Below are 20,559 nucleotides of genomic sequence, written 5' to 3'. Positions count from 1 at the left end.
GTCAGCCGTGCTACAGGCGGCGCAGGGGGGGATACGGGAACCGGAACTCGAGATGCCGACGCCTGGGCTGATAGAGCCGAAGGACCAGGAAGAACTCCTCTGCGCGTGGGGCGGGCAGCCAGTTGTGCGCCCGGCCCGGGTCCTCAGCCTGAATTCGGATGGAAAGGCTTCCGTCCGCCCCCCTCAGCAGACCCGGCAGGCGGTCACCCACCGAGTAGCGATGCGCCGGGTTGGCAACTAGCAGGCAATCGCTTCGCCGGTACAGCGTGAGCGACCAGAAGGCGTCCACCTCTGGCAAAGCGCTTGGCTCAAAGCGCAGCTCGTAGGCGTGCGACCCGTTGAGCAGCGCGCCGTCGGCGTCCACCTCTGCGGTGGGGTACATGGCCTCCTCAATGCCCAGTGCACCGATGAAGTTGCGCGCGACGCGCGCGCGCATCGCCACATCCGCGCCCCAGTGCGTGCGCACCGCCACGGGCAGTGCCCAGCCACCCCCCAGCGCGTGGGGCTGGGCCTTCTGGCGAAGCTCCTCGAACACCTGCGGCAATGCGCTCGCAAGGGCTCCGTCCTCTACCGGCCAACACAGGCGCTCCCCCGCCGGCACCGGGTTGCGGGCCAGGGCTGCGTCGATCGTGGCGCGGTAGAGCGCGGCATCCGGTGCATGCGCCGCGCCGCCATCCAGCCCCGTGTCCACCCGAAACGCGGCCACGCCGTCGTCCAGGCGGTGCAGGGAGATACCGCGCTGCAGGGCGGCCGCCTGTTCCATGTCGTCCGGGTCGTCGTCCACAAGGAGACGGCCGATGACCCAGGCTTCCTCGCCCGGCGCGGCAATCACGTTGTCCACGCCGTCGGGCACCGTTCCCTGCCAGGCAGGCCCATGCACCAGTGTGCGCTGGCGCCGGTTTCCCGTGGTGCGGCGTCCCACGTAGGCGAACGGGTTGGTCCATGCGTCGAGCAGGCCCAGCGTCCAGTAACGTTCTCCCATGTCGGGTGTGTCGATGAGCACGGGCCCTCGGGACAGATCCAGCCACGCGTTGCTGAAGACCGTGTCGTTGTTGGGACTGACCACTTCGCGGTCCTCTGGCCCGATGCGGCGGTGAGTGTGGGTGAAATGGTTGACCCAGCGCACGTGCGACGCACGGTCGTCGCTCGCGAAACCCAGAACGGGATGGCGCCGCGCCGTGGTTGCAGCGCGCATGCGCATCATCTCGAACAGCGGCAAGGTTTGCAGCACCGCGGCACGCGCGGTGTCGAGCGAAAGCGTCGCGGTATGGGAGCAAGTCGCGGTCATGTTCATGCCACCGCCCCGGCTGCGCGCAGCGCGGCAATATCTTGCGCCGAGTAGCCGAACTCGGCGAGCAGTTCGTCGCTGTTCGCGCCGCACTCTGGCGCCGCCGCGGGCGCGGGCCGGTAGCCATGGCCCATGCGGTACGGCAAGCCCAGCGCCCGGTACCGCTCGCCGTCAGCCGACGCGGCGTCCACCATGATCCCGCTGGCGATCACGTCCGCGTTGGTCAGCACATCGCTGTAAGGGCGCACCGCCCCGGCAACAATCTGGTGCCGGCTGAGCATCTCGACGGCCGCGTCGCTGGTGTAGGCCGAGAGGCATTCATCCAGCACCCGGCGAAGTTCAGTGCGGTGGGCAACCCGCTGGTCGTTGCTGGAGAAGCGTGGGTCGTGCACCAGTTCTTCCCGGCCCACGGCGCGGCAAAAGCGCTTCCAGTGGTCTTCGGCGTAGGCTGACAACACGATGTGGCCATCGCGCGTGGCCACGACTTCGGCCGCGGGCGCGTTATGTGGCTGCCCATGCCCGATGCGGGTAGGCTCTGGCCCTCCACCCAGGTAATCGCACCAAGTGGCCGCCTGAAGGTGGAGGGCTGTCTCCAGCAGCGACACCTCCAGCGTCTCGCCCACGCCGCTGCGCTCGCGTCCGTAGAGGGTCGCCAGGACGGCCTGGGCCCCCAGGTCCGCCGCAGCAGCATCGATGATCGGCACACCCACCTTCTGCGGCGGGCGATCGGCCTCACCTGTGACGGACATGAGGCCGCTTTCCGCCTGCGCTGCGATGTCGTAGCCGGGGCGTTCGCTCGACGGCCCCCCGCTGCCAAAACCTGAGATCGACAGGTAGATGACCCGAGGATGGCGAGCGCGCACCTGCGAAGGGCCCAGGCCCAGCTTCTCGACTGCGCCCGGGCGCAGGTTTTGCACGACCACGTCGCATCGGGCAATGAGCCGCCAAGCAACTTCCCGGCCCGACTCGCTCTTGAGGTCCAAGGCGATGGAACGCTTCCCCCGGTTGTAAGCCCGCACCATGGCCTCGCCATATCGCCCCACATGGCGTGCCTGATCGCCCGTCATCGGCTCGACCTTGATCACTGTGGCCCCCAAATCCGCCAGCACCATCGCGGCGCCGGGGCCTGCGATGTATTGGCCCAAATCAATGACGGACACCCCGGCCAGGGGCGCTGCGGGTGCCGTGGAAACGTTTTCTCGGGAATATGACATGGCCGCAACGATAGTCGCGGTAGACATTCCTGAAAAATCCATAATCCTGATTGCGTGATCACATTGGGTGATCACCATCCACTTGCAGCCGTTCGCGGAGACTCCATGTCTTTCCCATCCGACTACCTGGTGCGGCGTCTGCGCATGCGGCATCTGGAACTGCTGGTGGCCCTGGCCGATGCAGGCTCGATGCGCGCCGCCGCGACCCAGCTAAACCTGAGCCAGCCGGCGCTGAGCAAGATGCTTGGCGAGATCGAAGCAGGCTTCGACGCCCGCCTGTTCGAGCGCACAGCGCATGGACTGGTAGCCAACGCGGCCGGAAACGCAGCGATCTACCGGGCCCGGGTCATCCTGGGCGAGCTTTCGCGCAGCAAGGACGAAGTGGATGCAATGCGAGACGGTGCAGAGGGTTTGCTGCGGCTGGGCACCCTGTCCGTGACTGCCACCGTGCCTCAGGCGATCATCGAACTGCGCAGGCGATTGCCACTCGCGAAGGTACAAGTGCAGGAAGGCAGGGTCCGCGAACTGATCCAGCGACTTTTGAACGGCGAGCTCGACTGCGTGTTCGGCGCGGTCACACCCGAGCTGCTCACGAGCGCCCAACTGTCGCTGCTGAAGCCCGAGTTGCTGGTGGATGACGAACTGTGCGTGCTGTGCGCGCAAGGGCACTCTCTTTCGCGCAAGCGGCGATTGACCTGGAGCGATGTTCACGTTCAGCCATGGGTCGCCCCCCCAAAGGACACGCTGGTTCGACAGGCATTGATGACCGCGTTTCTAAACGCGGGCCTTAAGCCTCCAGAGCCCGCCATTGAAGTGCTTTCCTCTGTCACCCTCGGCAGCGTTTTGCGCTTGGATGGAACCATGCTCGGGGCGGTGCGTTTCGAACAGGCACGGGACGAACTTTCGCGCGGTGGCATCGTTCGTCTGCCCCTCACACCGCCGGTCCTGCTTCCGTCGCTGGCTTTGTACACGCGGCGCGCGGCTGAAGGTTCCCCCCTGCTCGTGCAGGCTTTCGCAGATGCAATACGCTCGGCAAGCACTTGCACCGACATACCGAAACCATTGGGGGCGCCTAGTAAAAGAAGTCGGGATGATCGCATTGCAGGCATTGCGCGCTCAGCGGACTTTTGAACAGTACACTGACCGCAAGCCCAAGCAGCAAGCCACTTCCAGGAAGAATCAGGGTCCAGAATATCTCGCGTGAGCCAATTTATTCCGCAGGGGTTGCGGGATACATCACGCTATGCATCGGCATGAGAGCTCAGCATGAGAGCTCAGCATGTACGAAGCCGAACTGCGACAAATTGACGAAAGCAACTGGGAGCTCTTTGCTCAGGACGTGCTCTTTCATCTCGGCTTCTCAATCATCGTTTTGGCAGGGTGTTGCCCGGACATAGGACTCGCATTCGGGCGCGCGGGGTGAACGCCTCCTCGATCCGGGCAACAAGCTCCATCAGGAGCGCGTCAGCGCTGTGGAAGAAACGGATTAATCGCCGCCACGGCATCGTCGAATCGACCTTCCTTCTCCGCATTGCGCATGAAGTCGACCCCTTCCACGAGGATCTCGCTCGGAGTGGGCGTCTGCTGGAAGATCGCCATGACCTGATCGGCGAACTTGTCGAGTGGCATGAAGCGCTCGTTGTTCTTCTGACCAGGGGTCAGGTCGGTCTGCACCGCGGGTGGCACCAACTCGATCACTTCGACCTTGTTCTTGAGCACCGCACGCAGCGAAACGGTGTAGCTGTGGATCGCAGCCTTGATCGCCGAGTAGGTCGGCGCAATGACCAGGGGCACGAAGGCAAGGCCCGAACTCACGTTGACGATGGCCGCATCGGGCTGACGGGTCAGATGCTCGATCAATGCGTTCGTGAGGCGGATCGGCCCGAGCAGGTTGCTGGTGACGCTGGCTTCCGCATCGCTCAGGTCCCGGTACTTGTCCAGGCCCGACTCCATGCGCATGATGCCGGCGCTGTTGACCAGCACGTTGACTTCTGGGAAGTCCGCGACTAGCTTCTCGGCAAACGCCGCGACGTTGGCGGCATCGTCCATGTCGAGCGTGAGCGCGTGCATGCGCGGCCGGTCTCCGACCGCCTTCTTCAGCGTTTCCATGCGCCGGCCCGCGATGATCACGGTGTTGCCGAGGTCATGGAAGCGATGCGCGAGCGCCTCGCCGATGCCCGTGCCGCCGCCGGTGATGAGGATGGTGTTCTGGGTGGTTTTCATTTCGGTGTTCCTTTTGAAGACAAGTTTCGGTCTGCGCCAAGGTCTTGGCGTGCTTCGTGAATGCGATCAAGGCCGGTCGAGGGTGCCCTCTGCGAGCAGTTCGCGCGTCCGCTTGAGCGTCGAGAGCAGCGCGGCCCTGTAGCCCTTGTCGACGCTGTCGAACTGCGCCTGCTCGGCCTGCTCTTCGGGGCCGTTCGGCGCCTTGTCGCGCAGGCCGATGAAGCAATAGAAGCGAAGCTGCAGTTCCCCGGCCTCGTCCTCGAACAGTTCGTTCACGATCGCGCCTTCGCGCGGACCGATGGCCTGGAAGAAGGTCACCTTGCTTTGCGGTTCGAGCGTGATGATCTCGCGCAGATCGGCGCCGGCGATCGTCGCTTCGCGCACGAAATGCGTGACGGTTTCTTCCGTGACGTCGCAGCGTGTGCACAGGCCTGGTGGGAGGAACTGGCGGGCATCGCGGGCCTTGAGCACCAGGCCGGCCCACACCTGGGCGCGGGTCAGCGGAAGCTCGCCCGCGGGGTTGACGGGAACGGTGGCGGTCGAATAGATCATGAAGAGACTCCTTGTGTGTGGGTGGACGGGTCAGGCCGAAGCCGAGATCTCGGCAGCGAACGCGCGGTACGAGCGCAGCGGCCGGCCGAGCAGCGTCGTCAGGCGGTCGACGTCACCCGCGTTCGGGTTCATGCCCTCGGTCAGGAAGCGTTCGCTCATGAGGCGCATGTCGTACGCCATCCAGCTTGGCATGAAGTTCAGCAGGTTCTTCTCGAACCCCGTGGTGTCGTCGCCGCCGTAGTTGATTGGACGACCCAGCACGTCCGACCAGATACCGGCGACGTCGGTCCCGGTCAGCGCGTCGGGGCCGACCAGGTTGATCCGGCTCAGCGGCAGCGCCTCGGGAGCTTGTTCGCGGCGCAGCAGTTCGAGGGCGGCGACTTCTGCGATGTCGCGCGTGTCGACCATGGCCAGACCCTTGTTGCCGATGGGCATCGGATACGCGCCGTAGCCGGTGACGACGTCCTTGACGGTGAGGTCGTTCTGCATGAAGTACGCCGGCCGCAGGATGGTGGCGCCGAAGCCCATCTGTTCGAGCATCCGCTCCACGCCGAACTTGCCTGCGAAGTGGGGAACGTTCAGGTACTTGTCGGCATGGATCACCGACAGGTAGACGACTCGGTCGATGCCGGCATCGCGTGCCAGGTTGAGGGTGACCAGGGCTTGCGTGAATTCGTCTGGGACCACGCCGTTGAGGAGGAACAAGGTGGATACGCCCGCCAGTGCTGCGCGCAGTGACTGGACGTCGAGCAAGTCGCTTTGAACGACTTCGACGCCAGCGGGGAAGCTGGTCTTGGCCGGGTCGCGTACAAGTGCCCGCACGGCGGCGCCGCGCTTGACGAGTTGCTGAACGACTTGGCGGCCGATGGCACCAGAGGCGCCGGTGATGAGGATGGTCATGAAGAACTCCGGTTGGTTGAAACGAGCCCTGATCTTCTTTGTTCCAAGATAATTCAGATAGCCGTTATATTTGGACACTTCGTCCCACAGGTGGAACAAATGGATTTGCTTGCACTGGCTGACTTCAACCTGGTCGCTCGTCACGGTGGCGTGGGTAGTGCAGCGCGCGAATCGGGCCGACCCAAGGCCACGCTGTCCCGGCGCGTCGCCGATCTGGAAAGCGGCCTCAACTTGCGCTTGTTCGAGCGGGGCGCGAGGGCGTTGAAACTCACCGAAGAGGGACGCGCGCTCTACGAGAGGACCTCGGCGCTGCTGCTTGAGATCGACGAAACGGCTGCGGCAATCTCATCGGGCGGTGAGACGGCGCGAGGCCACTTGCGAGTGAGCGCGCCGCTGCTGTTCTCGCAGGCCGCCATGGGAAAGCTGGCAGCCGAGTTCGCGCTGCGGTATCCCGAGATCCAGCTCGAGGTCACGACCGAGGATCGGGCCGTGGACATGGTGGAGGAGGGCTACGACCTCGTGATTCGGGTCAATCCCGATCCGGATGCCAGGCTGGTCGGGCGGATCTTCATGAGAGACCGTCTCGTCGTTGTTGCCAGTCCGCAGCTCAAGCCACCTGTGGGCAAGGCAGCGGTTCCAGCGGTCATGCGGGGCAGGGGCTTCGGCGCAGCGGCATCTTCATGGGAGTACACAGGCAAGTCGGGCAAGAAGCGCATCAGCGTGAAACCTGCGCTGTGCCTTGCCTCGTTGTTCATGGTGCGGGACGCCGTCCGTGCAGGCGTCGGTGTCGCCCGCGTACCGATCTCTCTGGTGACCAAAGATCTGGCCGCTGGGAAGCTGATGTGCTGGGGCGATGTCGAAGGCCCGGAGATCGCGCTGTGGGCCTTGTACCCGTCGCGCCGGCTGCTGAGTGCTCGCGTGTCAACGTTCCTGGACTTCTTGAAGGAATCATTCCCTACAGGATCTCCAGACGAACTGGCAGCCTTCATCGATTGAGCCGCCGTTCGGTGCTTTACAGCCGACGGGATCGCTTGCCGCCTCTGACCGTTGGCGGGCTTCAGGCGTCCAGAGATCAAGGGGCGACTTTCTCTAAATTGAGTAAACCTCAAATAAGGTGACGGCATGTTGTCCCTGAAAGCTATCTCCATAATGCTTGCCAAATACTTCTAGTCCGAGATAAACTTGAGCAACACTCAAATAATCGCTCATGCAAGCAGTTTCACGTCGTCAAGCCACCACCCCACGCACGCTGCAACGTATTGCGGGGCTGTTGGCGGTGGCGAGGGAAGTGTTTGCAGCACGCGGGTTCGAATCTGCGACGACACAGGAGATCGCGCAGCAAGCGGGCGTTTCCGAAGCTACCGTGTTCACCTACTTCGGCAGCAAGCGAGAACTGTGCGTAGAGGTGATCCGTCAGTGGTACGCACAGATCACGGCAGAACTCGAAACGCAGCTTCCCGCCTCCCGCAGCTTGCGCGAGCAACTTCAGTTCATCGTGCGCAAGCATCTGGACAACCTGATGGGCGAAGGCGCCGGCATCTGTGCCCTTGTGCTCAGCGAAGGCCGTACCGCGGACAAGTCGTTCACCGACGTCATCGCAGAGCTCAAGCGCAGCTATACCGCACCCTTGATGTCGATCCTCAAGGCTGCCCGCGCTGCCGGCACGGCGCGCGACGACCTGCCATTGCGGTTGATGCGAGACATGGTGTACGGCTCCATGGAGCACGTGCTCTGGGGCTATGTCGAGTCTGGCTCGAAGCCGGACATTGCCCTCACCAGCGAACAGCTGAGTGAGATGTTGTGGTCGGCCTTCGCGCCACGGACCGCTGCCGAACAGGCCCTCAAGGACCTGCACGCCGATATGACGACCGTCTTGAAGCGGTTCGACGACAAGGTGCGATAGCGCATCCGCGCGAAGAGAACCAGGGTCGCTTCGGCGGTCTCCGCCACGGAGATAAACGATGGTCACAGAGGCGAGGTGATTGGCATCGGACATATGAGGACAGGACTATCTATCGGGCCGGCGCGCGAGCGCATCCAACAAGTCGTGCTGCAAATCGCCGGCAAAGCCATGCACCTCTCGGACACGAGCACCGGCTCTGGCTACGGAAAGTATCTCAACCATCTTTGGACCTGAAGCTTGATGACGACTTCAACAATCACCCACACCATGCCTGCGACCGTTGCGCCCGTGCCGGAACGCTGCGTGATCGTGGTCGACAGTGCCCTGCCGCCGGGCCGCGCCGCCAATGCCGCTGCCGTGCTCGCACTCACCATCGGCCAGCGTCACCCCGGGCTGGTGGGTGCATCCCTTCTCGACGTGAAAGGGCAGGCCATGCCGGGGCTGATCCCCATCGGCATCTCGGTCTTGGCCGCGACTCAGGACGAGCTAGGCGCGCTTGCCAGCGCGGGCGATGCAGCAGGTTTTGATGTGCTCCGCTTTCCCGTCGAGGGGCAACAGACCAAGAACTACACGGAGTTTCTCGCCGCGGTGGCGCAGGTGGAACGCGCCGCGCTGCGCTATGTGGGCATCGCACTCGTGGGCGGCAAGAAGCCCATCTCCAAGCTGGTAGGCAGGCTTGCCCTCCTGGGGCAGGAGAAAGCGTGATGGCGGTGCACGAGCCGGTTCTCCAGGGCGAATGCGCCACCGAGGCCATCGAGGGGACCTTGGTCTCGGGCGCCGTGTGGCATATCGTCCTGCGCCGCCCGAGCAAGCGCAATGCGCTCACCTTGCCTATGTTCGCCGCGCTGGCCGAGAGTTTGGCCATCGCGGATGCGCACACCGCAGTTCGCGCCATCGCGATCACCGGAGAAGGGCCGGTCTTCTGCGCGGGGCACGATCTGAAGGCACTCGCGCAATGGCCCCAGCATGAAGGCGACCCCGTACCTCGGTTCCTCCACGCTCTCGCCGAGATACGCAAGCCTTTGGTGATCGGCGTCCATGGCGCTGGCGCGGGCATCGGCGTCACTATGCTGATGCATGCGGACTGGGTGATCGCCGCGCCGGACACCCAACTGGCACTGCCCTTCGTGAATCTGGGCATCGCGCCCGAGGCGGCCAGCACGCTCTTGCTGGCTCGCCATGTGGGGGCGCTTCGCGCCCGGCGTCTGCTGCTCGGCGGTGAAGCGTTCAGCAGCGAAGACGCTGAGCGCTGGGGTCTGGTGACCGAACTTGTTTCGCTCGACGTGCTGCAAGCTCGGGTGTTGGATCGCGCGGCCGCATTGGGTGCCAAGGACTCCGTGGCTTTCCAACGGATCAAGACCATGCTCGCAGAGGCTGATGCGGTGCACAGGCGCATCGACGACGAGGTCGACGCCATCAACCAGGCACTGCAAGCGCGCAAGTCCGTGTCATGCGCCGCTGGAGTTGCTGCATGACGCCCGGCGATACCCGAGGTCGCGCCCACATCGTGTACGCGCATTTCGAGCCACGCTCCTTTGTCGCCGCCATGCGCGACACAGTCACGGACGGCCTCGTCGCACAGGGGTGGGCCGTCACCTGCAGCGACCTGTATGCCGAGCAGTTCAACCCAGTGGCCCAAGCCCAAGATTTCGCCGAGCGCCGCGATCCAGGCTACCTGGTCTACTCGCTGGAACAGCGTCACGCGCTGCAGCACCAGGCGTTGGCTCCCGACATCGCTGCTGAGGTGGAGCGCCTGCGCAACGCAGACCTGTTGGTGCTCGTGTTTCCGGTGTTCTGGTTCTCGATGCCCGCCATCCTCAAGGGCTGGATCGACCGGGTCTTCCTCTCTGGCCTGTTCTACGGCGGGCGGCGGGTGTACGACCGCGGTGGCATGGTGGGCAAGCGAGCGCTGGTCGTCACCTCACTGGGAGGGCGCCGGCACATGTTCGGTCCAGATGGAATTCATGGCGACATCACTTCCATGCTGCGCCACGTGCTGCAGGGCAGCCTGGCCTACGTCGGCTACGAAGTGCTCGAGCCCTTCGTGGCCTATCACGTGCCCTACATCACGGATGCGGAACGCGGCAGCCTGTTGGAGGATCTGCATGCCTCGCTGCACGCCTTGGACAGCCGGGCCACGCTGCGGATGCCCTCGCTGGACTGCTTTGATGAAGAATTTCGACGCCTTCAGTAGTCGTTACGGTGCACAGCAACCCGACGTAGCACGACAGGGTCTGTCCCTGTTGCAGCGGCCGCGGAGGGCCTGGAACAACGCGCCTTCATAGACTTTTCCCGCGAGCCTGGCCGCATCTACGCGCATTGCGACGGCTGGAGCGTTGTGTCCAAGGTACGGACCGCGCGGGACTGTTCTACCCGTGGAACCCATCGTTCCACTCACTCCATGCTCGACAAGGCGTACGGCAACCTACACTTTTTGCTGCATTCAGTTGATAGTGATCGAGGGTTCGTCATTGACTTCCAATTTTCAAGACACATCACCCGCTCCTGCCTTGTTCGGAAAGACCGTTTTGGTCGCCGGAGCGGCAGGCGGGGTGGGCGAAGGAATCACACGGGCTCTTCTGCAGTCCGGTGCTCGTGTGGTCGCCGTGGGACGCAACTTGTCGTCCCTGGAAGACTTGGCCGAGCGCGTTGGTGCGGACAGCGAGCAGTTGGTGATTCAGGCGATGGACCTAGCCCGGGTCGACGCTGGAGCCGGCACGCAACGAATCCTGCAGACCCATGGACCTCTGGACGCCGCGGTGGTGGCGATTGGCGAGTGGGGCACCCCCGGGCCGGCGTGGCATTCTCGAGCTCTCCGAGCAGGACTGGGAACATGCGCTGGCGACTCGTCAGACCAGTGTGTTCCGCGCCATGCGTACGCTGCTGCCGACGATTTCGGCATCGGGGGCCCTTGTGAATTTGAACGGGTACAGCGCTGACATTCCCTTCCCGGGTTCCGCCCTGATCGGAATGACGAACGCGGCCATGAAATCCCTCACCGTCAGCTTGGCAGCAGAGGTCGGCCCGCGCGGTCCGCGCATCTATGAGCTGATTCTCGGCGTCGTCCGGACACGCGCCCGACAACTCGCCGGCATTGACGACGAGCGTTGGATCTCCAACGTGCAGATCGGTGCCCATGTGGCCTCGCTCATCGCCGCGACACACCCGCTCTCAGGCACCGCACTCCAATATTTCGTGGACGCAAAGTTCGGTCCTCAGGCGGAGCCGCCCGCAGGACGGCGCTGATGGAAGTCATCCTGCCCGAGGACGCGCGCTACGCTCGCCATCGGCACACGTACACGGCGAGGGGAGCCCCCGCAACCATCCTGCTGCCGGAAAAGGATGAGGAGGTATCTGCTGCGCTTGAGCAGGCAGCGATGCAGCCTGGCGCGATCTCGATTCGAAGTGGTGGCCACGGGATCAGCAGCGTGTCCACCAACGAAGGCGGGACGGTGATCTCACTGGCGCGCCTGCAGGCTGTCGAGGTGATCGACCCCGCGCTCGGGCTCGTCCGTCTTGGCGCCGGAGCGCACTGGGGGGAGGTGGCCGCGGCACTTGCGCCCCACAACCTGGCCATCAGTTCCGGCGATTCCGGCGACGTGGGCGTTGGAGGGCTGGTCACCGCTGGAGGCATCGGGCTGATGGCGCGCCAGTACGGGCTCACGATCGATCGTGTCGTCGCCGCCAGCATCGTCACTGCCGATGGGAAGTTGCGTCGCGCCAGCGCAACCAGCGAGCCAGACCTTTTCTGGGCGGTCCGCGGCGCCGGGGCCAATTTCGGGATCGTCACCGCGGTGGAAGTTACGGCGGCTGTCGTCCCTAGCGTGGCGCACACGGTGCTAGTTTACGAAGTAGGTGATGTCAGCGCCTTCCTCGTGCGCTGGGGGGAACTGGTCGAGACGGCTCCACGCGAGTTGACCCCTTTTCTCTACCTGCTTCGGCAACCGGGCGGGCGGGTCATTGTTCAAGCAACGTTCGTCGACTGCGGCCCTCACGCGGCACCCTTGGACGGGTTCCTGACGTTGGGGCGGTTGCTCGGCCACCGTTCACAGCGGGTTTCCTACGCGGAGGTGATGCCCCGCTCAGGCCAGCCTCATGCCGGCCAGCAAGAAGCGAGCAGCCGCAGCGGGCTCGCCCGTCACATGGACCATTGCCTCGCCCAGGCATTGGAGGGACTACTGCAGTCCGGCGCTGCGGACATGCTTCAGGTACGCAGCGTGGGTGGTGCGGTGAATGACCTCGCCGCCGAGGCAACGGCATACGCGCACCGTCACCAGAACTTCCACTTGGCCGCCATTTCAGGTGGCCAGATCAGCAAGCTGGACGAAGCTTGGGTGCCGCTGCGGCCGCTGCTCGATGGGCTGTACCCGAGTTTTCAAACGGCCCCCTCTGCGGACGATCTGTCTCGGGCGTTTCCGCAGCCCACGCTCCAACGGCTTCGGCAGCTCAAGAGCAAATGGGATCCAGGCGGCCTGTTTCGGCAGAACTTTGATTTGACGCCTCCAGCCGCATCGTGAAAGCGGGCGCCGATCAGGCAAAACCCCCGTTGCTGCGCACGACCTGCCCGTTGATCCAGCCGCCGTCCGGACCGACGAGAAAGGCAACGAGGCTGGCGATGTCCGCAGCTTCCCCGAGTCGCTCCATCGGCGATATCTTCGCCAGCGTTTCGATCTGCTGATCCGTCTTGCCCTTGAGGAACAACTCGGTGGCCGTCGGCCCGGGTGCAACCGCGTTGACCGCGATGTTGCGACCCCGAACTTCGTTCGCCAGAACGCGCACGAGCCCCTCGACGGCGGACTTCGAGGCGATGTAGGGCCCGTACCCTGGCGACGACTTCGCAATGACGCTGCTCGACAAGGCGACGATGCGTCCGCCCTCGCCGAGTACTTCCGCGGCCTTGGCGAGCACGAGAAAGGTTCCTCGCACATTGATCGACATCATCTTGTCGAACGCTGCGACGCTTTCCATCTTGATGGGCGCGATGTCCATGACGCCTGCGTTGCTCACGACCGCGTCGAGCCGGCCAAAGGCCTGTCGTGCCGCCCCGAACAGGCCGTCTACCCCCTCCGACCTCGACACATCGCCCTTCACAGCGATCGCGCGGCCACCGGCGACCTCGATCGTCGCGACCGTCGCTTCAGCCTGCGCGCGTTCTCCGGCGTAGCCGACAGCAACGGAGAAGCCGTCGGCCGCGAGTCGCCGTGCGATGGCTCTGCCGATGCCGCGTGACGCTCCGGTGACGAGGGCAGCCTTGGAATGGGTCGTGCTCATGGTGTCGTTTCCTCGTTGATGGCACCAAGGGGCGGCGCCGGTAGCAGGTCATCCAGCGTCATTTGGCGCAAGAAGTTCGCCTGTTTCTCGTGATGGAGCGCATCGATCGCCTCGGTACCCTTGTGCTGGCCGTCGATGGTGACGCCCGACGGACGATGCCCGCGGGGCATCGCCAGCACCCGGCACGCTGCGTCGCCGACGGCCGAGACGTCGAGCGCCCCGCCGTTGGCTGCATCGATGGCCTGGAGCCGGCCCGCAAGGCCACTCATGCGCGCCGGAAGGTCGCCGTACTGCTGCTCGATCGCTGGGTACGCTGGCGACTGCGCGTGCGCAAAGTGCTCGGTGCCTTCGGTGAAGGCGCCTGGAACCAGGATCACGGTTTCGATGCCGGCAGGACGAACCTCCATGCCCATGATCTCGGCCAATGCGTCGCCGGCCGCCTTGCTGGCGACGTACGGGCCCAGGAAGGGTTCGTGCAGCCGCGAGGTCGTGCTGCCGACGTACATCAGCACGCCATGACCTTGACGCCGCATCACGGGCAAGGCCGCACGGTTGACGCGAAGCCACGACAACGCATTGGTATCGATGATGCGCGCGACCTGCTCGACGGAGAAGGCCTCCGTCAGACCTTGCATGAGCATGCCAGCGTTGTTGACGACGACATCCAGTTGTCCATGTCTGGCGACGATCAGGTCGACCGCTGCTCTGCAGCTGACTTCCGACAGGACGTCCAGTTCGATCACCTCCAGCGCAAGGCGTTCGTGATGCGCGAGCTGCGTCATTTCGTTCGCGCGGGCGCTGTTTTTCTCGCTGGTGCCGCGCATGCTCGCAAAGACGCGATGTCCAGCTCGGGCCAAGGACAAGGCGACCGCCTTGCCGATGCCGGAGCCAGCGCCGGTCACAAGAACAATCAGTTGTTCAGTCGTCATCGCTGACCTCTTGTTCACTGGCCCACGCGCACGATCAGCTTGCCGCGCGCATGTCCGCTCGCCTGTCGCTCGAGCGCACTGCGGACATCATCGAGCTTGAAGATCGCGTCCGTGACGATCTGGAGCTGCCCGCGCTCGAACAGGCTGAAGGCCTGCGGCAAATACGGAACGGCGCCGGCGAAGAAAACGAACGTCCCGGCGTGACCGTCGCGTTCGGTGATGGAGAAGTCCACCGTCGTGACGATGCGGCCGCCCGCGCGCAGCACCTTCCACGACTTCTCCAGCGTGTCGCCACCGAGGGTGTCGAGCACGAGGTCGACATCGCGCAAGGCGGAAAAGTCCTGCGTGCGATAGTCGATCACCTCGTCTGCGCCCAGGCTGCGCACGAGTTCGTGGTTGCGCTCCGAGGCCGTGGCAAGGACTCGCGCGCCGACGCTGTGCGCCAGTTGGACGGCCATGCCGCCCACGCCGCCTGCACCTGCATGCACGAGCACCGTCTCGCCGGCTTGCAGCGCGCCGACATCGAACAGCGCCTGGCGGGCCGTGCCGAAGGCCGTCGGCAGCGCCGCGGCCTGCTCGAAGTTCATGCCATCGGGGATCGGCAGGATCTGATCGGCAGCGATCACGAGACGCTTTCCGAAGGCGCCGCCCACACCGGGCGCCGTCCGCCCGACCACGCGGTCGCCGATTCTCATTCCCTCGACGTCGTTGCCGACGGCTTCGATGGCGCCGCTGAAATCGGTGCCCGGAACGTAGGGAAGCTGGCTCGGGAACACCTGCTGCATGGCGCCGGCGATCATTTTCAGATCGAGTGGGTTGACCGCGGCGGCCTCGACGCGGACCGCAATCTCGTTGGCTTGCACTTCGCGCAGGTCGATGTCGGCGAGGGTCACGACATCAGGGCCACCGAAGGCTCGTATCAGTGCTGTCTTCATGAGGGCCTCCTTGTGCGTTCAGGCTTGCGGTGGAAATTGGCCCAGCTGCGAGAACAGGCCGAACCAGTCCTCCATGTGCCACGTCGTAGTCACGAGGCCATCGTTGACGGTGTGGAACTCGTGCAGCCGGAAGCTCACCTTCTTCCCGGTGGGTGCGATGCCGAAGAAAACGCCCCGGTGGGTCCCGCTGATCTCCGCGCGGACACCGATCTTTCCCGGTTCCTGCACCATGTCGTGGATCGCGATCTGCACGTCAGGAAACGCCTCGGCCACGCTGCGGATGATGGGCTTGATGCCGGCCGGGCCAGCGACCTGCCCTGGGGCCAGGGGAATGTCGTCCCACTCGGGCGAGAGAACGGCGTCCACGAGGTCGGGGTCCTGGTCGCTGAAGGCGCGATACAGCGTCTCCACGGCCCGGCGCTCTATGGAGAGTCTGGTGGAAAGGTCTTGATCGATAAGTTGCATGTCGAACTCGTAGGTTGGTTGGTGGTAGGGTGATTCTGTAAATTGCCCGTCATCTGTCCAACAGATAAACTGTATAAAACTCTATTCGTTCTATGGATTTTCACGGCGTCGATCTCAACCTCTTGGCGGCCTTCGACGCTTTGATGGAGGAGCGCAATGTGACGCGGGCTGCAGCGCGCGTTGGCGTGAGTCAGCCGGCCATGAGTGCGGCGCTGGCGCGACTGCGCAAGCTGCTCGGCGATCCGCTGTTTCTGCGCAGCCCGGAGGGCCTGTTGCCCACGCCGAGGGCACGCGAGCTCGCGGGGCCCCTCTCCCAGGCGCTCGCGCAGATCGAGACCGTGCTGGTGAAGAAAGCGGCCTTCGTGCCGGGCGACGCGTCGCTGACGTTCAATCTTGGACTGTCGGATTACCCGACCTTTGTACTGCTGCCGCAGCTCTTGGAGGCCCTTGCTCAGCAGGCGCCGGGCGTGTCGTTGAATGTCCGGGCGTTCATCGACAGAGACCACGCTGTCGATTTGTTGGATGCCGGTGCGATCGACGCCGCCATCGGCGTGTCGCCGACGCAGGCCGACGGAAGAATCTCGAGCATGCCGATCCTGCAGGATGAATTCGTCACCATCCTCGCCAGCGACCATCCCGACGCTCGGCGTGGCATGACCATGAAGACCTATCTCGCGTTGCCCCATGTGCTCGTGTCGCCGGAGGGAGACCGGCACGGCGTCGTTGACCAGGCACTGGCGCAGAAGGGCAAGAAGCGCCAGCTTGCGTTGACGCTACCGCAGATGTTCGCCGTGCCCGCTGTCGTGGCGCGCACGCGCATGACGGCCACCGTGATGAGGCGCGTTGCGCTTTCGTCTGAGGCAGGCGGAAAGCTTGCGCTCTTCCCGCCGCCCTTGGCATTGCCTTCGATCGTGTTCCACCTGATATGGCATCGACGCGCCCAGAGCAATCTGGCGCAGGCGTGGTTCAGGGCCTTGATTGCATCAACTGCAGCTTCGCTGTGAATGTTGTGGATGCGCCGGGAGCCTGAGAGATCTGCCTCTTTCCCCCACGCGCGTAGGCACCGGAATTGCACGCTGGCAGCCCTTCAAGAGCGGCTCACCTGGGCAAGTGCTTACGGGCTCGCGATTGACCTGAGACGCGCACCTCTCAGCATCGGACACATCGGTCGACGAACCAACGGAGCCCGTTCTTCTCCGGAAGGTCTACGAAGACAAGAACCGCCAGGAAGCCCTGGTGCAAGAGAGCCTGTTGGGCTGGGTGCTCGTACGGCCGTCCTTGCTGAACGACAACGCATCACAGGCATCCGTCCGGGCCCTGACAGATATCCCTGAATTCCACGGTGGGAACATTGCCACGTCAGACGTCGCCAGCTTTGTGCTCGATCAGGTGCGAAATGGCGCCTGGCTTCACCAAGCGCCGCTGATCTTCTGGTAAATCAGATGGGGTATCAAAGGCATGGCTAGGGGAAAAAGCGTTCAAACGAACGCCTCTTTCTGAACACCCGTCGCGTCACTCGGGGGTTCCACCTTGGCTCGACTTACGCTTCATCGAACCATCCTTATTGGTGCGACGGGCGTCACGCGATTCCGCGCGCTTTTCGCCTGAGAGAGCCGCTCGGTCAGTGCCGATGGCGCCGCCTTCAGGAACCTTGTTGATGTCTCCGCCGGCACCAGCCTTCACCTGGCCGGCCGGCTTGCCAGCAACTTTGGCTTCAGCGCGTGCCTGAGGCTTCGTATTGGTCACCGGCGCCTGTTCTGCAGAAGCGTTCGGCGGATTTTGCGCGTACGCACCTGCTGCGAAAAGGCCGGTCATAAGGAGTGCAAGAGCTTTGTTCAATTAGAGATCCTCAATGGTTGGGCAACGACGCCTTCAGGCAGATGAAGTCGGGCGCTTCTTTGCCCCCGCCGTATGGCGAGGGGACGCGCACTGCGGTTTGCAGACCACGCCAAAAGCGGCGGTGGCCGATAGCATCGTAGCCACCGCATGGCGCGCAATGCGAGGTTGATTGTTCCGAGGATTGAACGCAGCGTTCACGCGGTCGATCGCACGGTGTTGAGCTCTTCGTCCTCAAATTCGGTTTGCCAAAGCTTATTGGTGACGGTCGACTGCTTTATGAAATCGACGAAAGCTCGAACAACGGGCGAAAGCGTCCTGTTGCTGGGGAAAACCACGCTGACGTCGACTGAGGCAGGACGCCAATCAGGAAGGACTCGAATCAGTCGACCAGCGCGTACATCTTCGGCAGCAAGGTAGGCCGCCAAGCAGGCCAAGCCCGCGCCTTGAACGACCATGCGGTGCATTGACGTCTGATCGTTGACACTGACACGCGGCAGAACCTCGATCTTCTCGGTTTCGCCCGCCGCATTTGCCAGCAACCAAGTGCGAGGCCTGCCATTTGGACTGGGCATCTCGACGATATCGTGGGCGCGCAACTCATGAAGTGCAGAAGGCAGGCCTCTTCGGTCGGCGTATTCAGGCGAACAACAAAGCCAACGAGGTATGGATCCTAGCCGGGAGGAGACAAGCTCCGAGTTGGGCATCGGTCCCATCCGGATGGCAACATCGATGTTCTCTGCGACAAGGTCGACGGTCCGGCTGCTCAGGTCCAACGAGATCTCGACCTCCGGGTAGCGTTCGAGGAACCGGGGCACCAGGTCGGCAAGCATGTGCAGCCCGGTACCGATGCCTGAGCTGACCTTCAGCAGTCCGCGCGGCGCCGAGCCTAGGCTGCTGACATAGTCCACTGTCTCCCCGATGCGCGCCAGAACGTCTGCACAGCGCTCCTTGAATGCTGCTCCCGATTCGGTCACGACGACTTCGCGCGTGGTTCTCTGGAGCAGCCGGGTTCCAAGCTCTTGCTCGAGCATCAGGATCGAGCGGCTCACGCTGGACTTGGGCATTCCCAGCGCTCGTGCGGCAGCAGAAAAACTACGGAGCGATGCGACCTTGTCGAAGATGCGAAAGGCATTGAGATCAAGCATGCATCCATTGTCCCCGAGAGGGAACAATGGATGGACGAAGTAGACGACCAGCGAACCACGTGCGAGAACCCATCTCACGACGGATGCGCGAACTTCTTGACCATCACGTCGCTGGCCTCGAACAGGTCTTTAGAAATGCGCGGGTCCTTCGCCTGGGCTGCGGGTTCCAGTTGCTTCCCGGTGTAATTGAAGTAGGCGCCGTTGTGCGATCCGCGCAGCTTCCCTGTGAGCAGATCAGCAAGCACTGCTGAAGAACGATCGGTGGAACTGGTGCCAGGCAGCAGGCTGGACAACCGCGGAAGAACCTTCTTCCACGCCCATTGCATCAGTGGCCCCTGTTCTCGTGCGAGCCCGGTACCGGGCATCAGCCCCGGATCAAACGAAAAATAGTTTCTCGTCGTCGAACCATCTGCTCCGAACGCGCGAGCCGAGACGATGTTGCAGAGCTTGGACGTGGCATAGGCATCCCTGCATGCCTGCTCGGCAGAAGCGCCTGCATAGTCGCCTTTGGCGATCCGCACAGCCGTCGTGTATCGAGAGCCGCGAAACCCGGACATCTTGGCGGACCTCTCTGCCGGGTCGTGCGTGCCGCTTGCGGTCCATCCGACGGTTGCCTTGGTCGACAAGCGGCTTGTCAGCCCCTTGAGCAGCAGGTGGTGCGCCAGGTGGTTCACGGCGAACGTGGACTCGAATCCGTCCATCGTTTCGACCAACTTGCTGGCGGACTGCCGGCCCGCGTTGAGCAGAACGCCATCAAGCAGGATCGATGTGTCGCGTTGAAACTCCTTCACAAATGTGGCGACGCCCTGCAGGGACGAAAGGTCGAGTACCGGAACCATGACCTCGGACGCCCCGAGAGCGAGAAGCTCGGTTTGAAGTTCTTCGGCTCTTGCGGCGTCGCGCGCCGGAAGGACCAGACGATGCCCACCCAAGCGGGCGAGCCGGAGGGCGACTTGACGACCAAGACCAGAAGTCGCGCCAGTGATGAAGTACGTTGCCATGAGAAGCTCCTGTGGTTGATGGAGCAACTATATGAATGATCCTTCATCTTTTGAATTCGCTTTTCCTCCGGGGAGATGGATGCCCAGCATTCCCTCGTACAGCGGCGCTCAACGTGCGCGCCGAGGTGAAAAATATGGAGAATCCTTCATGTTTTTCGGCTGCACAGGTCGGCGTGCATGGCGATACTCCGATCATCGAATACCCCCGCAAGAACAGGAGTCCTCATGCCCCCATCGTCCGTCTTGCCTCTCGCTTCGCGTCGGAGCCCCAGCCAGTCACGGTCCGTCGTGACCGTGGCCGCGATCTTCGAAGCGGCCATTCAGGTCCTCTTGAAGGAGGGCATGCACCGACTGACGACGACCAGGGTGGCAGAGCGTGCCGGGGTCTCTGTCGGTACGCTCTATCAGTACTATCCGAACAAGCTGGCGCTGCTGAATGCCGTTTTGGAACGCCACCTGGATGGTGTCGCCGAGGCGGTGGAGGACGCCGCTCGGAAGGCAAACGCAAAGCCGCTGTCGAGCATGGTTGAGTCGGTCGTAAACGCCTTCGTGAAGGCAAAGATCGAGCGCGAGGACGAGGCCCGCGCACTCTACGCCGTCGCTGCAGAACTGGGCGGCTCGGTGCTGGTGCAGCGTGCGAGCGAGCGCGTGGGCACAGCGTTGGCGCAAATGCTCTCCACCGCAGTGGATGCACAGTTCGGCAACCTCGACATCGTCTCCTACATGTTTGCGACCGCCATGGTCGGGCCGACGAAGGGCGTGCTGGAAGAACAGGCTCCGCGGAAGTTGACCCGAATCCTGCGCGGGCAGTTGATTTCGCTTTGCCTCGGCTACCTGGAGCGGGAAGCGAGGGCCTTCGTGCGCGCTGGCTGAGCCGCTGCAGCGGCTTCAAAC

23 protein-coding genes and 2 pseudogenes are annotated in these 20,559 nt (G+C 63.6%); 13 read left to right on the top strand and 12 right to left on the bottom strand.

Going from position 1 to position 20,559, the window contains the following annotated elements:
• Positions 1-10 precede the first annotated feature (10 nt).
• Entirely contained in the window at positions 11-1,294 is a 1,284-nt protein-coding gene (locus L1081_RS12255) for a DUF1254 domain-containing protein (RefSeq protein WP_489416644.1), read from the bottom strand.
• Positions 1,291-2,529, bottom strand: a complete 1,239-nt coding sequence (locus L1081_RS12250; RefSeq protein ID WP_489416643.1) for a CoA transferase — start codon at positions 2,527-2,529, stop codon at positions 1,291-1,293. Before L1081_RS12250 ends, L1081_RS12255 begins: the two co-directional genes overlap by 4 nt.
• Positions 2,530-2,607: 78 nt before the next feature.
• Between L1081_RS12250 and L1081_RS12245 the strand changes: the two genes are divergently transcribed.
• The gene (locus L1081_RS12245; protein ID WP_489416642.1) at positions 2,608-3,633 is read left to right on the top strand and encodes a LysR substrate-binding domain-containing protein; all 1,026 of its coding nucleotides are present in this window, start codon (positions 2,608-2,610) and stop codon (positions 3,631-3,633) included.
• 148 nt (positions 3,634-3,781) lie between these two features.
• Complete coding sequence (locus L1081_RS12240; protein ID WP_489416641.1) at positions 3,782-3,925, top strand: hypothetical protein; 144 nt, start codon at positions 3,782-3,784, stop codon at positions 3,923-3,925.
• Positions 3,926-3,966: 41 nt separating this feature from the next.
• Here the strand turns inward: L1081_RS12240 and L1081_RS12235 are convergent, their stop codons facing one another.
• The 3 genes from L1081_RS12235 to L1081_RS12225 all read right to left on the bottom strand — a co-directional run bounded on the left by L1081_RS12235 (position 3,967) and on the right by L1081_RS12225 (position 6,177).
• Entirely contained in the window at positions 3,967-4,725 is a 759-nt protein-coding gene (locus L1081_RS12235) for an SDR family NAD(P)-dependent oxidoreductase (RefSeq protein WP_489416640.1), read from the bottom strand.
• A gap of 66 nt (positions 4,726-4,791) precedes the next feature.
• Positions 4,792-5,277 (bottom strand): AtaL-like protein, encoded by a 486-nt coding sequence (locus L1081_RS12230; RefSeq protein ID WP_489416639.1) that lies wholly within the window; start codon positions 5,275-5,277, stop codon positions 4,792-4,794.
• Between the two features lie 30 nt (positions 5,278-5,307).
• Positions 5,308-6,177, bottom strand: a complete 870-nt coding sequence (locus L1081_RS12225) for an NmrA family NAD(P)-binding protein (RefSeq protein WP_489416638.1) — start codon at positions 6,175-6,177, stop codon at positions 5,308-5,310.
• Positions 6,178-6,276: 99 nt separating this feature from the next.
• Here L1081_RS12225 and L1081_RS12220 point away from each other — a divergent pair, with 99 nt between their 5' ends.
• The 8 genes and pseudogenes from L1081_RS12220 (at position 6,277) to L1081_RS12185 (ending at position 12,597) form a co-directional block, all read left to right on the top strand.
• Complete coding sequence (locus tag L1081_RS12220; protein ID WP_489416637.1) at positions 6,277-7,173, top strand: LysR substrate-binding domain-containing protein; 897 nt, start codon at positions 6,277-6,279, stop codon at positions 7,171-7,173.
• A 211-nt stretch (positions 7,174-7,384) separates the two neighbouring features.
• Positions 7,385-8,080 carry a TetR family transcriptional regulator gene (locus tag L1081_RS12215; RefSeq protein WP_489416636.1) on the top strand — a complete coding sequence of 232 codons (696 nt, stop codon included), beginning with the start codon at positions 7,385-7,387 and terminating at the stop codon, positions 8,078-8,080.
• A 267-nt stretch (positions 8,081-8,347) separates the two neighbouring features.
• Positions 8,348-8,785, top strand: coding sequence for a DUF2000 family protein (locus L1081_RS12210; RefSeq protein ID WP_489416635.1), 438 nt, complete (start codon positions 8,348-8,350; stop codon positions 8,783-8,785).
• Positions 8,785-9,555, top strand: a complete 771-nt coding sequence (locus L1081_RS12205; protein WP_489416634.1) for an enoyl-CoA hydratase-related protein — start codon at positions 8,785-8,787, stop codon at positions 9,553-9,555. Before L1081_RS12210 ends, L1081_RS12205 begins: the two co-directional genes overlap by 1 nt.
• Positions 9,552-10,274, top strand: a complete 723-nt coding sequence (locus L1081_RS12200; RefSeq protein ID WP_489416633.1) for an NAD(P)H-dependent oxidoreductase — start codon at positions 9,552-9,554, stop codon at positions 10,272-10,274. The genes L1081_RS12205 and L1081_RS12200 overlap by 4 nt, the downstream gene beginning before the upstream one ends.
• 181 nt (positions 10,275-10,455) lie before the next feature.
• Positions 10,456-10,785 (top strand): annotated as a pseudogene (locus L1081_RS12195) (SDR family NAD(P)-dependent oxidoreductase); the annotation flags it as partial.
• A gap of 34 nt (positions 10,786-10,819) precedes the next feature.
• Positions 10,820-11,326: an SDR family oxidoreductase gene (locus tag L1081_RS12190; protein WP_489416632.1), complete on the top strand. Its 507-nt coding sequence runs from the start codon at positions 10,820-10,822 to the stop codon at positions 11,324-11,326.
• Positions 11,326-12,597 (top strand): FAD-binding protein, encoded by a 1,272-nt coding sequence (locus L1081_RS12185; protein WP_489416631.1) that lies wholly within the window; start codon positions 11,326-11,328, stop codon positions 12,595-12,597. The genes L1081_RS12190 and L1081_RS12185 overlap by 1 nt, the downstream gene beginning before the upstream one ends.
• Positions 12,598-12,610: 13 nt before the next feature.
• On the opposite strand, the gene L1081_RS12180 is transcribed toward L1081_RS12185, so the two are convergent.
• Genes L1081_RS12180 through L1081_RS12165 form a run of 4 tightly spaced genes read right to left on the bottom strand, consistent with a single transcriptional unit; the run spans position 12,611 to position 15,680 of the window.
• Complete coding sequence (locus tag L1081_RS12180) at positions 12,611-13,351, bottom strand: SDR family oxidoreductase (protein WP_489416630.1); 741 nt, start codon at positions 13,349-13,351, stop codon at positions 12,611-12,613.
• The gene (locus tag L1081_RS12175) at positions 13,348-14,280 is read right to left on the bottom strand and encodes an SDR family NAD(P)-dependent oxidoreductase (protein WP_489416629.1); all 933 of its coding nucleotides are present in this window, start codon (positions 14,278-14,280) and stop codon (positions 13,348-13,350) included. The genes L1081_RS12180 and L1081_RS12175 overlap by 4 nt, the downstream gene beginning before the upstream one ends.
• Positions 14,281-14,294: 14 nt before the next feature.
• Entirely contained in the window at positions 14,295-15,215 is a 921-nt protein-coding gene (locus L1081_RS12170; protein ID WP_489416628.1) for a zinc-binding dehydrogenase, read from the bottom strand.
• An 18-nt stretch (positions 15,216-15,233) separates the two neighbouring features.
• Positions 15,234-15,680, bottom strand: coding sequence for an ester cyclase (locus L1081_RS12165; RefSeq protein WP_489416627.1), 447 nt, complete (start codon positions 15,678-15,680; stop codon positions 15,234-15,236).
• A 92-nt stretch (positions 15,681-15,772) separates the two neighbouring features.
• Between L1081_RS12165 and L1081_RS12160 the strand changes: the two genes are divergently transcribed.
• Together L1081_RS12160 and L1081_RS12155 are read left to right on the top strand one after the other, a co-directional pair.
• Positions 15,773-16,684 (top strand): LysR substrate-binding domain-containing protein, encoded by a 912-nt coding sequence (locus tag L1081_RS12160; protein ID WP_489416626.1) that lies wholly within the window; start codon positions 15,773-15,775, stop codon positions 16,682-16,684.
• 193 nt (positions 16,685-16,877) lie between these two features.
• A pseudogene (locus L1081_RS12155) lies at positions 16,878-17,117 on the top strand (NAD(P)H-binding protein); the annotation flags it as partial.
• Positions 17,118-17,192: 75 nt separating this feature from the next.
• Here L1081_RS12155 and L1081_RS12150 read toward each other — a convergent pair.
• The 3 genes from L1081_RS12150 to L1081_RS12140 all read right to left on the bottom strand — a co-directional run bounded on the left by L1081_RS12150 (position 17,193) and on the right by L1081_RS12140 (position 19,665).
• Complete coding sequence (locus L1081_RS12150) at positions 17,193-17,519, bottom strand: cell envelope biogenesis protein TolA (RefSeq protein WP_489416625.1); 327 nt, start codon at positions 17,517-17,519, stop codon at positions 17,193-17,195.
• A 194-nt stretch (positions 17,520-17,713) separates the two neighbouring features.
• Entirely contained in the window at positions 17,714-18,664 is a 951-nt protein-coding gene (locus tag L1081_RS12145) for a LysR substrate-binding domain-containing protein (protein ID WP_489416624.1), read from the bottom strand.
• Between the two features lie 74 nt (positions 18,665-18,738).
• Entirely contained in the window at positions 18,739-19,665 is a 927-nt protein-coding gene (locus tag L1081_RS12140) for an SDR family NAD(P)-dependent oxidoreductase (protein WP_489416623.1), read from the bottom strand.
• A 294-nt stretch (positions 19,666-19,959) separates the two neighbouring features.
• Between L1081_RS12140 and L1081_RS12135 the strand changes: the two genes are divergently transcribed.
• On the top strand, positions 19,960-20,538 hold the full coding sequence (locus L1081_RS12135) for a TetR family transcriptional regulator (RefSeq protein WP_489416622.1): 579 nt from the start codon (positions 19,960-19,962) through the stop codon (positions 20,536-20,538).
• Positions 20,539-20,559 lie beyond the last annotated feature (21 nt).

It is taken from the genome of Variovorax sp. MSC1_012 (genome assembly GCF_023667525.1).
In the GTDB taxonomy this organism is placed as follows: Bacteria; Pseudomonadota; Gammaproteobacteria; order Burkholderiales; family Burkholderiaceae_C; genus Variovorax; species Variovorax beijingensis_B.
Note: the sequence above shows the minus strand (reverse complement) of the source record. Positions and strands in the feature narration are given on the sequence as shown.

What these genes read in the sequence shown, in the direction of transcription:
- L1081_RS12215 (WP_489416636.1), top strand. Translation starts at nt 7,385, where the DNA reads ATGCAAGCAGTTTCACGTCGTCAAGCCACCACCCCACGCACGCTGCAA.
- L1081_RS12160 (WP_489416626.1), top strand. Translation starts at nt 15,773, where the DNA reads ATGGATTTTCACGGCGTCGATCTCAACCTCTTGGCGGCCTTCGACGCT.
- L1081_RS12170 (WP_489416628.1), bottom strand. Translation starts at nt 15,215, where the DNA reads ATGAAGACAGCACTGATACGAGCCTTCGGTGGCCCTGATGTCGTGACC.
- L1081_RS12165 (WP_489416627.1), bottom strand. Translation starts at nt 15,680, where the DNA reads ATGCAACTTATCGATCAAGACCTTTCCACCAGACTCTCCATAGAGCGC.
- L1081_RS12230 (WP_489416639.1), bottom strand. Translation starts at nt 5,277, where the DNA reads ATGATCTATTCGACCGCCACCGTTCCCGTCAACCCCGCGGGCGAGCTT.
- L1081_RS12255 (WP_489416644.1), bottom strand. Translation starts at nt 1,294, where the DNA reads ATGAACATGACCGCGACTTGCTCCCATACCGCGACGCTTTCGCTCGAC.
- L1081_RS12220 (WP_489416637.1), top strand. Translation starts at nt 6,277, where the DNA reads ATGGATTTGCTTGCACTGGCTGACTTCAACCTGGTCGCTCGTCACGGT.
- L1081_RS12200 (WP_489416633.1), top strand. Translation starts at nt 9,552, where the DNA reads ATGACGCCCGGCGATACCCGAGGTCGCGCCCACATCGTGTACGCGCAT.
- L1081_RS12185 (WP_489416631.1), top strand. Translation starts at nt 11,326, where the DNA reads ATGGAAGTCATCCTGCCCGAGGACGCGCGCTACGCTCGCCATCGGCAC.
- L1081_RS12225 (WP_489416638.1), bottom strand. Translation starts at nt 6,177, where the DNA reads ATGACCATCCTCATCACCGGCGCCTCTGGTGCCATCGGCCGCCAAGTC.
- L1081_RS12175 (WP_489416629.1), bottom strand. Translation starts at nt 14,280, where the DNA reads ATGACGACTGAACAACTGATTGTTCTTGTGACCGGCGCTGGCTCCGGC.
- L1081_RS12210 (WP_489416635.1), top strand. Translation starts at nt 8,348, where the DNA reads ATGCCTGCGACCGTTGCGCCCGTGCCGGAACGCTGCGTGATCGTGGTC.
- L1081_RS12240 (WP_489416641.1), top strand. Translation starts at nt 3,782, where the DNA reads ATGTACGAAGCCGAACTGCGACAAATTGACGAAAGCAACTGGGAGCTC.
- L1081_RS12250 (WP_489416643.1), bottom strand. Translation starts at nt 2,529, where the DNA reads ATGTCTACCGCGACTATCGTTGCGGCCATGTCATATTCCCGAGAAAAC.
- L1081_RS12145 (WP_489416624.1), bottom strand. Translation starts at nt 18,664, where the DNA reads ATGCTTGATCTCAATGCCTTTCGCATCTTCGACAAGGTCGCATCGCTC.
- L1081_RS12140 (WP_489416623.1), bottom strand. Translation starts at nt 19,665, where the DNA reads ATGGCAACGTACTTCATCACTGGCGCGACTTCTGGTCTTGGTCGTCAA.
- L1081_RS12235 (WP_489416640.1), bottom strand. Translation starts at nt 4,725, where the DNA reads ATGAAAACCACCCAGAACACCATCCTCATCACCGGCGGCGGCACGGGC.
- L1081_RS12190 (WP_489416632.1), top strand. Translation starts at nt 10,820, where the DNA reads ATGGACCTCTGGACGCCGCGGTGGTGGCGATTGGCGAGTGGGGCACCC.
- L1081_RS12205 (WP_489416634.1), top strand. Translation starts at nt 8,785, where the DNA reads ATGGCGGTGCACGAGCCGGTTCTCCAGGGCGAATGCGCCACCGAGGCC.
- L1081_RS12245 (WP_489416642.1), top strand. Translation starts at nt 2,608, where the DNA reads ATGTCTTTCCCATCCGACTACCTGGTGCGGCGTCTGCGCATGCGGCAT.
- L1081_RS12180 (WP_489416630.1), bottom strand. Translation starts at nt 13,351, where the DNA reads ATGAGCACGACCCATTCCAAGGCTGCCCTCGTCACCGGAGCGTCACGC.